The sequence below is a fragment of the Arthrobacter vasquezii genome (assembly GCF_029455255.1).
GTDB lineage: Bacteria > Actinomycetota > Actinomycetes > Actinomycetales > Micrococcaceae > Arthrobacter_D > Arthrobacter_D parietis.
On sequence record NZ_JAROKN010000015.1, the window covers coordinates 24835 to 37221 of the forward strand.

General features: G+C 58.2%; 8 protein-coding genes. 2 read left to right on the plus strand and 6 right to left on the minus strand.

Features of this window, described 5'->3' with window-relative positions; all coding sequences use genetic code 11:
* Window positions 1–18: 18 nt before the first annotated feature.
* From P4U43_RS07985 to P4U43_RS08010, 6 genes are all read right to left on the minus strand, one after another.
* Entirely contained in the window at window positions 19–1296 is a 1278-nt protein-coding gene (locus P4U43_RS07985; RefSeq protein ID WP_277358249.1) for a glycoside hydrolase family 32 protein, read from the minus strand.
* Window positions 1297–1350: 54 nt separating this feature from the next.
* A complete protein-coding gene (locus P4U43_RS07990) occupies window positions 1351–2724 on the minus strand; it encodes a glycoside hydrolase family 172 protein (RefSeq protein WP_277358250.1) in 1374 nt (457 codons plus the stop codon).
* Window positions 2721–3467, minus strand: a complete 747-nt coding sequence (locus P4U43_RS07995; protein ID WP_277358251.1) for a carbohydrate ABC transporter permease — start codon at window positions 3465–3467, stop codon at window positions 2721–2723. The genes P4U43_RS07990 and P4U43_RS07995 overlap by 4 nt, the downstream gene beginning before the upstream one ends.
* 199 nt (window positions 3468–3666) lie before the next feature.
* Window positions 3667–4614 carry a carbohydrate ABC transporter permease gene (locus P4U43_RS08000; RefSeq protein WP_277358252.1) on the minus strand — a complete coding sequence of 316 codons (948 nt, stop codon included), beginning with the start codon at window positions 4612–4614 and terminating at the stop codon, window positions 3667–3669.
* Window positions 4607–5917, minus strand: coding sequence for an ABC transporter substrate-binding protein (locus tag P4U43_RS08005; protein WP_277358253.1), 1311 nt, complete (start codon window positions 5915–5917; stop codon window positions 4607–4609). Before P4U43_RS08005 ends, P4U43_RS08000 begins: the two co-directional genes overlap by 8 nt.
* A 26-nt stretch (window positions 5918–5943) precedes the next feature.
* Complete coding sequence (locus P4U43_RS08010; protein ID WP_277358254.1) at window positions 5944–6987, minus strand: LacI family DNA-binding transcriptional regulator; 1044 nt, start codon at window positions 6985–6987, stop codon at window positions 5944–5946.
* Between the two features lie 669 nt (window positions 6988–7656).
* Between P4U43_RS08010 and P4U43_RS08015 the strand changes: the two genes are divergently transcribed.
* Entirely contained in the window at window positions 7657–8841 is a 1185-nt protein-coding gene (locus P4U43_RS08015) for a NosD domain-containing protein (protein WP_277358255.1), read from the plus strand.
* 336 nt (window positions 8842–9177) lie between these two features.
* Entirely contained in the window at window positions 9178–11697 is a 2520-nt protein-coding gene (locus tag P4U43_RS08020) for a GH32 C-terminal domain-containing protein (protein ID WP_277358256.1), read from the plus strand.
* Window positions 11698–12387 lie beyond the last annotated feature (690 nt).

Sequence of the window (12387 nt, forward strand, 5' to 3'; positions counted from 1 at the left end):
GCGTAATCATGCAGGCTTTCAAGTTTGCCGTGAGAGTTGGCGGACGAGGACTGGTGCGGTGCTGGTCACCAGAATTTTCTGGCTCGCTTGAAGACCTGACCCCAACGCGAATGCCCCGCTCGATGTGAACAGCTCTACTACAGGGCTGTCGATGATCATTGTGACTCGACCGTGCGTGTGCTCAACCTGGTGCTCTTCGGCCCCGACGGTGATGCGAAGGGTTCCAGCTTTTCCGTTGATGGTGACGTGCTGCACGCCCTCTTGGGTGAGCTGCAAGGCAGCCATTTCTGTTCCGTCCCAGGTGAGAGTGTGGGCGTTGTCGGGAGACAGACGGAATTCGGTTCCCTCGTCTGATGAACCCTGGTAGGTGGAGAGGTCCGGGTGGGGCTCGCTGACCAGGGTGTTGCCTATCAGCCGCAATCGGTGCGGAATGCTTAGTGCACTGGCCCGGCCGGCGGCTTCGTCTAGGTAACCGCGAATCCAAAAAATCAGCCCAGGAGCACCATCCTTGTCGCGGAAGAATGACGGCGCGTAGTAGCCGGAGCCGTAGGTGAGTTGCCCCCAGCTTTCGGCACTGAATTTACCGTCCTCGTAGGTCCCGACGCCGTAGGCAACGTAGTGCAACACATCGTCTTCCCATACGGAAGTTACAAGCACCGCCCGCCCATCGATTTTGAATATTTGTGGGCACTCCCAAAGGGTCCCGGTCCAGACCGGTGAGGTTTCAGATCCTGCTCGCTGTGCTGCAATCCCGTCGTATTGCCATTTAGCCAAGTCATTCGACGAGAAGGACGTCGCAGCGGCGATGCCGCCGTGGAGGCCGGTTCCGACCAGCATCCGCCACTTCTGTCCATCTTGAAAGACGAAGGGGTCGCGGAATGCGATGGTGTCGAGTTCGGCCGGCACATCGACGACGAAGTCACCCTTTGTCCATGTGTTCCAGGTGTCATCGGCGGGGAACGCTTGGCGAACCCGACCGATCCCGAAATCCGGGATCGCGACTGAGGTGTAGAACATGGTTCCGTTTCCGGTTTCGGGGTGGACGGCGATGGATCCCGACCAAATGCCGTCATCGCCTTCACCGGGGGCGATAGCGATTTGTTCTTCCTTCCAGCTCATGAGGTCGCTGGAGGTTGCATGGCCCCAATGGCAGTTAGGCCCCCACACGGTCGAGTTGGGTACGTATTGGTAGAAGAGGTGGTATTGGCCGTCTCTATAGGTGAGCGCCAGTGGGTCGTTGATCCACCCCTGGTGTGGGGTGAAGTGGAATTCGGGTCGCAGGGGGAGTTTGGACACGTTCATCGTGCCTTTCAGGGGTTCTTGAGTTGTGTGTTGACAGTGGGCTTGCTGTCAGCGGGCATTGCCACTGATGAAGGCGCGAATCCGTTGGGCGTGCTCGCGGTTTCCTACTTCCCAGGTGTCCACTTCTTCCGACCGCGCCTCGCGCAGGGCGTCACGGGCAGCGGTGAACTTCTTCATCCTCTCTGCGGTGTCCCTGCGCGCCTTCTGTTGGTCCTCACTGAGGTCAGGCAGTGGTGTCTCGATGACCCGATCGATCGGTCGGAGAGGCAGCCGTTCCTCGACCTCGGGGATCCTCAGCTCGGGTGACGGGAGGCTCTGGTACCAGTAGGCGGTCGAAGACCAGTCGTCGGACAGGTGATTGGCGTGGCCGTGTTCGAAGGTCACTTTGATGCGTTTCTTGAACCTGATTGGGTCGGTGAGGTGGAAACGGTAGCTGTGGTGGAAGCCGGGGACGTCTTCTTCGTGGACTATGGTCCCGTTCATGGCGTAGGCGTTGCGCTGCATGCCCCAGGCATGGCCAAAGTAGTCCTCCATCCCGGTGCCGTGCAGACTGGGTGGCCAGGTGTCGTCGTCGATGAAGATCATGTCGTCGCCCTCGCCCCACCATGATCCTTGGAAGTGTCGCACGGCGAGGTTGCAGCCGACGTAGTGGCCCTCACCCTCCGTTTCGAGGACGACGTAGTTGTCCTTGCCATCCAGGTTGGGGATCGTGACTTCGATGCTGTTGGTTTGCAGGTCAGGTCCCCACCCCTTGTTAGGGAGTTGCCGGCGCCAGTGACTATGGAAGTAGGCGACGTCCTCGGGCAGGGGCTGGGAGTACAGTTCGTAGTCGATGTAGAAGTACTGCAGGTACGGAACGTCGTTCTGGTTTTCCACGACGACGCGGGCGCGCTTGTTGAAGGGCATTGCGAAGTAGCTGTTGAAGGCGGCGCTTCCGCCGAAGGTGTGGAGTTCGGCTTCTTTGGCCGACACGGACAACGGGAGAGAATCGTAGGAACCGGAGAGGGAGTTCATCAGCCCGAAGAAGTCGCCCAAGGGTGCGATGACGCTGGGGGTTTCTTGGTCGTCCCAGTAGATCTTCAGTACGATCTTCCGGTAGTAATCGGGGTCAACGACTTCCCAGCTCACTCCGAGTGCGTTATGGATCTCGAGCATAGGGACGCCGACCGCCGCCGGATCGATTTGTCCCGGCCCGGGCTGAAGTCGGCATGACTGGGTCATCCAGATGTGGGTGATGCAGCCTGGGCCTTCGATGTCGGCAAGCACCCGTTCCTGGCCGGGCATGACGATCCAGTTGTCCCGGTTCCGTCCGGTTTGGTCCCAGCTGGAGGAGCGCGCGGAACGTGCATCCTTGATTCTGACCAAGTCGGCGAGTGGTCCCTGGGAAGGCCCGGCGGTTCCCTGCGTCGGCGTGGTGGTCATCCTTTAACTCCTGATTGTGTGAGGCTCGCGATGATCCACCGCTGAGCAATGATGAAAACGATGAGTGCTGGCAGAATCGCGATCACGGTCGCGGCCATGACAAGTGAGAGGTTCCCGGCACCGTAGGGTCCCAACAGCAGCACGAGTGCTAGGGGGAGGGTGGCGGTCGATGTGTCGTTGAGGAAGATGGAGGGGGCGAAGTAGGCGTTCCAGCTTCCAAGAAAGGTGATGATGCCCAGGGTGCTGATGCCGTTTTTCGCCAATGGCAGGGCGATGAGACGGTAGACCGTCCACGCGTTCGCTCCGTCCAGTCGAGCCGCTTCGAGCATTTCTTCCGGGAGGGAGAGGAAGAATTGGCGCATGAGGAATACGCCGAGTGCTCCGGTGATTCCAGGCAGGATCAAGCTCAGGGGATTATTGATGAGGCCCCATTCGCTCATCATGAGGAACAGGGGGATGATCGTCACTTGCGGAGGCACCATGAGGGAGGCCAGCAGGAGGATGAAAATGATGTTTCGGCCAGGGAACCGCAGCCTCGCAAAGGCGAACCCCGCCATGGGCGCCGTAATGATCATCCCAATGCTGACTGCTATGGCGATCACTGCGCTGTTGAACATGTTGCGCAGGATCGGCACCGGACCGTTGACTGCGTCCGGGTAATTTTCCCATTGGAATTCATTGGGGAACCAGAGTGGAGGCAAATCATATGCGTTGCCGGGGGAGCGCAGGGACGTTGTGAACATCCACAGGAACGGAGCGACCATGGCTATCGCGCCCAACGTAAGCAAGACGAGCGAGATTGCTTTTCCGATGGACGGGCGACGGCGCCCGCGACGATAGTTCCGCCGGGCCGCAGTTCCCCGTTTGCCCGTGCCCGCACTGTTTAGATCTTGGTCGTGGGGTGGTGCTGGGAGTGGGCCGCCGAGAGTGGAAACGGTTTGGTTACTCATAGTGCACCCAGGACTTTCTTACGCGGAACTGAATGAGCGTGACGAGCAGGATCAGCATGAAGAGTGAGGTGGCGATCGCTGAGGCGTATCCCATGTCAAAGTCGTTGAAGGCTTTTTCGGTGAGGTACATGACGACGCTGCGGCTTGAGTCACCTGGCCCTCCACGTGTCAACACGATGATGGATTCGAAGATTTGGAAGGCACCGATGGTTGTCGTGGTGACGTTGAAAAAGGTGGCCTGGCTGATCATTGGGAAGGTGATGCTCTTGAACCGACGCCATGGCCCGGCTCCGTCGACTTCTGCCGCCTCGGTCATTTCTTTTGGAACTTCCTGGAGGGCCGCGACGTAGATGAGCATCGCGAATCCGATGTTCCGCCAGGTATCGACGATGATGACGGAGAGTTTTGAAACTTCCGGGCTGTTGAGCCAATCGATTTCTGGAAGGCCGCTGCTGGTCAGGTAGTAGTTGATGACGCCGGTGTCTTTCTGGAAAAGCGCCTGCCAGATGATAGACACGTAGACCAGCGCGACGAGGTAGGGGAAGAAGTACGCCGACCGGAAGATCGTGTTGAGCCATTGCGGCATGTTCTGGTTAATCAGAACCGCCGCGGCCAGCGCGATCGTATTGATCAGGATCACGGCGGCGCCCACGTAGATGAAGGTATTTCCGTAGCTTTGCAGCAGGCGCGAATCCGTGAACATCCGGACATAGTTGTCGATTCCGACGAACTCGGGCGGCCTGAGGATGTTGTATTTCGTGAAGCTCAGCGCCAACGCCGCGACTAGAGGACCGAGGATGAATAAGAGGAAGCCGACGACGGAGGGGCCGATGAAGGCGTAACCGGTGAGGGCTTCACGGCGGCGTCCGCCGGAGAGCCGGCCCCAAGGCCTTGTGGCCGGCCTCTCCGACGGGGTGGAACGAATCTGAGTACTACTCACGATCAAGCGCTTCCTGTACTTCATCATTGGCTTCGGAGAGTTCCTTTTGTGGGTCTCCGCCGGCGAGGATCTCGTCCATTGCCCTCATGAACGCCGGTTCCAGGGTGTTGTAGACCCGAGGTGCGGCTACCGGTTCGGCGTAGTTGATGGAGTCGTAGTACAGCTCGGCGTGTTCTGGGTAGGCCAGGAAGCTTTCGGACTGGGCCGCTTCCTTGTTGGCTGGGATTGCGGCGCCGGCGGCTGCCCATTCCTGCTGCGTCTTGGTGTCGGTCAGCATCTTGATGTACTCCCAGGCGAGGTCCTTGTTGTCGGACTGCTCGGAGACAGCGAACCCGCCGCCGCCGAATACTGTGGATTTCTCGGTGTTCTGTGGCCAGGGCAGGATGTCGTAGTCGGAGAACCCTGCGTCTTCGAAAGGACCGACGACCCAGTGGCCGGCACCGGTCATCGCTACTTTGCCGGCAGGGAAGAGCTGGTACGGGTCTGCTCCCTTCGGTTGCGGTGCTACACCTTCCTCTGTCACCAGATCTCGGATCCAGGTGGCGGATTCGACGGTGGCTGGGTCGTCGAGGGTTGGGGTTTCCCCGTCTTCGCTCATCTGGGAGGCCGAGTTCGAGTAGAGCCAGGGAGTGAGTCCGAAGTTGAAGTACGGAAGGCCGAAACCATAAACCTTATCTTTGCCTTCACCGGTGGTGAGCTTCTTAGAAATCTCGAGGAATTCGTCCCAGGTCCAGTCCTCCGAGGGGCGTTCGATGCCTGCTTCTTCGAACATTTTGGTGTTGTAGTAGATCAGCATCGAGTTCCAGGTGTTTGGCATGAGGTAGGTGCTGCCGTCCTCAGTGAACCCGTCGACCAGCGCCGGGTCGAAGCTGGCGATCAGCTTTTCCCCCTCAGGGTCGTTCTGGATGTAGCCGTCCAGCGGGGCGAAGAGCTCGTTGTGGAGACCCAGATCCACGCCTTCAGTTGCGATGTTGATGACGTCTGGCGCGTTTCCAGCAGCCACCGAGGAGACAAGCTTGTTGACGTATTCGGTCCAGGTGGTGATGGGGGTGAAGTCATTGTTGACGGTGACGTTGGGGTACTTCTCGTTGAAACGTTCGGATACGTCGTCGTAAATGGCCTCGTCGCCGGGGTCCCCCCAGTTGGAGATGGTGATTTCGGCCGTGACCTCCGATGCCGGTGCCTCGTAGGGTCCCTCGGCTGCGGGAACTTCCTGATCGTTTGAACCTCCACATCCGGTGAGGAGGCTGAGGGAAAGCACAGCAGCCAAGCTCAGGCTGAGGCGCGACGTGATGGGGGACATGGTGGTGCTCCTTTGCATCTGTTGGTTTAGAAACTCGAGGGCGTCATAGGGACGGCGATGCCGCTCGAACTTCGGTACTCAATCGTTGGAGATAGCCGTGTGGTGGTGGGCGGGAGGCGTACAGGCGAGGATCCTCGCGCCTTATCTGCGAGCCGGTTGGCCAACAATTCAGCCGCCGCCACACCAACTTCGAATGCCGGTTGCCGGACAGTAGTCAGTTGCGGTGTGAAGAGGTCCGAGTAAGCGAACCCGTCAAAAGTTGCGAAAGCGATCTCGGAGGGCAACTGCAGGTTCCGGTTCTGCACTATTTTGAGCGCCCGAGCAGCTAGCACGGTGCTGCAGGCGATCAAGGCCGTCGGTTTAAGATCTGCATCCAGCGCGTGCTCCAATTGACCGTCGATGACGTCGAAGGCTGGCACATCGGCGATGATTGTCTGCGCAGATGCGTCAAGGTTCAGCTGAACTGACGCTTCGACGAAGGCATCGCGTCGCTCGCGCAGTGTTGGAACCCTACAGTCGCCAGCGACGAAGACGAATCGCTGGTGCCCTTGATCGACAAGGTGCTTCACCAGTTCGATAGTGGGTAGCCGGTTCTCGACGCCTACCTGGTCAACCCGCATCCCGCAGAGACGGTCCATAAGGACCAGAGGCGTACCCTCGCCCACGATGCCGTCAACAACATCCTGACGTGACCCTGCAGCCCGTGCCAGAATCAGCCCGTCAACGCGCCGCTCCAGGAGGGCTTCTACGGCTTGTGCTTCCCGGTCGGGATCTTCAGCGGAATTTGCCAGCAGTAGCGTGAGCCCGAGTCTGGTGACCGCATGCTCAACCCCATGCACCATCTCCGCGAAGGCCGGCTCGCCCGCATCCGAGACAATCAAGCCCACACTGTCGGTCTGCGACCGGCGCATAGCTCTCGCCACGGCGTCTTGGCGGTAAGAAGTCGCCTCAATAGCCTTCAACACCTTCTCGCGCGTCTCGGGTTCAACGTGGCGAGTTCCGTTCAAGACGTGGGAGACCGTCGAGATAGATACGCCCGCCAAACTGGCAACCATCGCCATCGTTGTCATACCTGCTCCTCAGAAAAACGTTTGCGCGAACGATTCGATACTAGGGTGTGAAGTCCGACACATGCAAGAGGGAAACAGGGGGAATTTTGAGAGAGAACGAGAAACGAAAAAGAAGATGAAGTTGCGATCTTGGTTGCGGCACATCTCCCTATGCGAGGCAGGCTGCAGCACGCTCAGGAGAGCGATCGAGCCCCCGAATCCGCAGTATTCAGCGTCAATATACACACATCTGTGGTAGCTCAATCGGCTTTCGGTGGCGATGGCCTGTCATCATTCGCCCTTAAGCGCCCACTGCAGTCCCACCCTTGACAATGTGGCACAACTCACATTTAGATACTCAAGGTCGCGCAATCGTTTTTCTGGCGACTGGTCCACGGTCCACGGTCCACGAGTAGCGAAAGAGAGACATCATGCCCTCAGAAAAAGCGATACCTCGACGATCAGTGCTGGGTGCACTTGGAGGAGCTGCAGGCCTTCTCGCATGTGCCCTGGTGCGCCCGCCACAGGCACTTGCGCGCCCGGAGGAAACGGGCGCCCGCCCTCAGCCTGCGCCGGGCCCCAACGCTGACAGCGGCGTGAGCATTGTCGGCGTCCTGTAATTAGGAACACCCGGCAACTTCCGGCACTGACAAACCGACCCCCAACCCGCAAACATGAGAGAAGACAACCATGGCCCAGACTGTTTACGACGTCACCACCTGGACCGGCGCCAGCGTGTCCCCGTATGCCGATATCGGAAAGGTGATGAATGAGATCATCGCGGACATCAAGGCTACTCAGACGAGCCAGACCACCCGTCCGGGCGCTGTAATCTACATTCCACCCGGGCACTTCGATCTAAAAACTCGCGTGGTGATCGACATCAGCTACCTACAAATCAAGGGCTCCGGGCACGGGTTCCTTTCGGAAGCAATCCGCGACGAAAGCGACTCATCCCAATGGGTGGAAACACTGCCAGGCGGTAGCCATATTCGTGTGATGAACACGGATGGACACAGCGAAGCATTCCTCATTGCCCGTTCCGGCAGTCCCGCAAGTGTCGGACGTCTGAACTCCGTCGAGTTTCGGGACTTTTGCATCGACGGAGTTGAGAGCTCTAAGCCGTACATCCCGGGAAACGGGAAGACTGGCATCCTCGCTCAAACCGACAATGACGCATTCCGGATCGAAGGAATGGGATTCGTCTACCTCACGCACGCCATCATTCTTCGCGGCGCGGACGCCCCATATATAACCAACAACTTCATAGCTGAGTGCGGCAGTTGCATCGAACTCCTTGGCGCTTCACAAGTAGTGCGCGTCACGAACAACTTCCTTATTAGTGCGTGGGCCGGTTCCGCAGTCTTCGCAGAGAACGCGGAGGGACTCCTCATCTCGGGCAACTCGATCCTCTGGTATGGATCTGTGCGCTTAGTCAACAGCAAGCGCTGCTCCGTCACAGCGAATAAGTTCGTAAGCTCCTGGCAGGGCCTGGTGATTCTTGAACCCGGAAGCGAAGAGAACCTGATCTCAGGCAACCAGTTCTTACGCACAGACACCGAAAGCTCGATCGATAACGGAAAGGACGACTACTTCGGCATGGTGCACCTCAACGGGAGTAACAACACCGTGAGCGCGAACCATTTCTCCTACCGGGTAGCTACGCAATTCATTCGACCAGCAGGTGCGGTACCCACCATTGTGCTCGTCAAAGGTGGTACCCGAAACTACTTGGCGTCGAACAACATCGTGAGCAACATTCCCGCCCGTATCGTCCTGGACGCGAGCACCACCGAAACCAAAATCATCTACTCTGCAGAGTCCTCCCAATTGCAGGCCTTCTCATCGAACTACTCAATGGTGGCCACGCCATAATCTCTAGATCGAGCCGTCAGATGTAGGCGGCCACGCTCAATCGAAGACCAGAGAAGCCGTGACTCTGTTCGCTGGCCACTGCCTAGCAACGGCATTTGTGGGAGCCACCGACCGCCTTCCGGACCAGATCCGAGAAGGCGGTCGATGGTCTCCGTCCCTTCCTCACCCTGATCTGAAAGCCGCTCGGTCCGCGCTGCGACCTGTTCAGGCTTCGGCAGTGGCGCAGCGCAGCGCACTCCTCCTGAAAGGCTACTCATGAAAAAAAGTACGTACCTACATTCGAGAGGCAGTGCCGCGACCCTCGTTGCGGCACTGGTCTTAACAATGCTCGGAGCAATGCCGACAACAGCAGCCACTGATCCCGCGGCTGAGCAATACCGACCATTACTGCATTACACGCCCGAACAAAACTGGATGAACGACCCAAACGGGCTAGTTCATCATGAGGGCGTGTACCACATGTACTACCAGTACAACCCGTTCGGAACTCGCTGGGGCAACATGAGTTGGGGCCATGCCACCTCAACCGATCTCCTCTCTTGGGACGAGCGACCCGTCGCCATACCGCAGACTTTCAACGCCGAGGGAGTAAGCACAGAGGATATTTTTTCCGGTTCTGTCGTTTCCGACGCAACGAACACATCGGGATTCGGGACATCAGAAAATCCGCCTCTCGTTGCTGTTTACACCAGCACCTATACGTCTGCCCACCCCGCGCTGGCCGGTAAGCAGGCCCAGTCACTGGCCTACAGCACCGACGACGGACAAACTTGGACGAAGTACGGCGGCAATCCCGTCCTGGACCGAAACTCCTCGAACTTTAGAGATCCTAAAGTTTTCCGGTACGACGGACCGGCAGGCTCCTACTGGGTGATGGTCGCGGTCGAGGCAACCGATAAAAAGGTGGTGCTCTACAAAAGCGTTGACCTGAAGTCCTGGAGTCACCTCAGCGATTTTGGTCCAGCCAATGCCACAGACGGCATCTGGGAGTGTCCCGACCTCTTCGCCCTGCCCGTCGATGGCGACCCCAACAACGTCAAATGGGTTCTTGTTGTGAACCTCAATCCCGGAGCAGTCGCCGGCGGTAGCGGCGGACAGTACTTCGTTGGAAACTTCGACGGTACAACATTCACCTCCGAATCGACCGACGACTTCAACGCCATACCTCCGGGCGACACAATAGGTGGCTTCAATAACGGCCACTACGACGAATGGGAGGTCGGACACCAAGGGGGTGACCCAAACGGATTGCCTTGGGGGCCAGCACCGGCCCAGGGAACCCTTCCCAATCAGAACACCGTGTCAGGACATATCGGTGCCGGATTGATTAACAGTTTTGGCGGCGGGGACCACCCGGTCGGTACCCTGAGTTCACCGGCATTCACCATCACAAAGGATTACGTCAACTTCCTCATTGGCGGAGGCCAGCATCCACAGGCGCCGGGGACACAAATCGGAAACCAACCTCCGCCCGGGTACCTCCTGTTCGACGGATTCGAATATCCCGGCACACTGTCCGACGCCGGGTGGGAACTGACCGGTGACTTCGAACCAACGCGCAACCCGTCGACGGTGGGAGGCAATTTCACCATCGGAAACAAGTGGATCAATACATTCGAGGGAGGACCGCACCAAGACGAAAACCGAGGCACCATCACCTCTCCGTCGTTCTACTTGACCGATACCCGCATAAGCCTCCTTCTTGGGGGAGGACGACGCACAGACGGACAACTTCAGGTAGAGCTAGTGGTGGATGGTGCGGTCGTGCGCACTGCCACCGGAGCCGATTCCGGCGACCTCAATTGGCAGAATTGGGACGTAGCAGAACATTTCGGCAAGTCGGCGGTTGTCCGAATAGTAGATAACGCAGGCGGGGCGTGGGGTCACCTGACCCTGGACCACATGGTGCTCGGTTCCGAACCCGCGAAACCCAGAAGCGACGAAACGACCGTCAACCTCGTAGTAAATGGAAGCGTTGTACGCTCCACCACCGGCTCCAACAGTGAAACACTCGACTGGGCCTCCTGGGATGTGCGCGAGTTCGATGGTGAACAGGGCAGGATCATGGTTGCTGACAACAACCGAAGCGGATGGGGACACATCCTCGCGGATGAGTTCAACCTCTCGGACGCTGAAGCGCTCCCTCGCATGCAGGAGCACGACTGGTTGGACTGGGGTAAGGACTACTATGCTGCAGTCTCTTTCAACAATGTCCCCGAAAACCGCCGAATTATGCTCGGTTGGATGAACAACTGGGACTACGGACAAGATACGCCCACGAGCAGCTGGCGCGGCACAATGGCCTTGCCACGGGAAGTCTCACTTATCTCAACGGCAAAGGGCCCACGCCTCCGCCAGGAAGTCGTGAGAGAGATTGATTCATTTCGCAATACCTCCGCGTCCTACACAGAGGTTGCCCGCGACCTGTCGCAGGGAACGTCACAGCTGCCCTTTTCCGGGGAGCTATTGCAAATCGATGCGACGTTCCTTCCGGGCACAGCCGAGAGGTTTGGGCTCACGGTCCTGGGAGCAGGAACTGAAGCGACCAAGATAGGGTACGACGCCGAGAAAGGCCGACTCTTCGTTGACCGCCGCAACTCCGGCGTCGAAGATTTCCACCCAGCATTCACCTCGATCAACTACACACCCGTTCAACTAATCGACGGGAAATTGAAGCTACGTATCTACGTGGACCGGTCATCGGTCGAAGTCTTTGCCCAGGACGGGTCAGCGACCATGACGGATCAAGTCTTCCCGCTTCCCGGTGCGGATGACATCGCTACCTTTTCTGATGGCGGGACGGCTCGGCTGGAATCTCTGACCATCACACCTCTCAATCAGGCAATGTGGCGCTGACCTCCAGCTCGCGGGCAGGATGCAAAAGAATCTGTGCCCTGCCCGCGATACGCCGTATTACCTCGGAAAACAGATCGGTGATCACCACCTTTGGTTCAGGCACCCTTTCTGACTATGGGGGTGGACCTGTCTGGATTCCGTGATGCGAATATTAGTGGCTGTCCCGAGAGCGTGCACGCGGAGGGCGGGCGGATTCGAGAAGTCAAAGCAACACGAAAACTGCTGCCGCAGCACGTTCAAACCTCTTACCTACCGACCGCTGTGTTCGATCAGGGGAGGGGATCCAAGCCTTCCGAGCACAGGGCACAGACTCTGTTAGTAACAGGGTTTCTACACCATACGGCGCCGACTCGTCCCGACTAGTTGATCAGGACCGAGCATTCTCGGTTCCTGGCCCGCGGGAACAAGCACGCGCAGATGTGTGCTGCGGGCTCATCGGACCAACAACCGCTCATGAGCTAGGAGGAACAAGTACTAAATAGCAACTGATTAGGACGAAGTCCGCTCCGACGTCGAGGAATCTCAAAACCGTTCTCCGGAGGCTTCAAGCTGCAACGCCACGAGGTGTCAAAGTCCGGCCATTCGCATCAGATGCGATTCGCCGGGTTTCTAGTTGACATAATATAAATTATCGGCAGTCAAAGGATGCTGGCCAGAGCGCAGTTTACCTTCAGCTATAAGATCTTATAT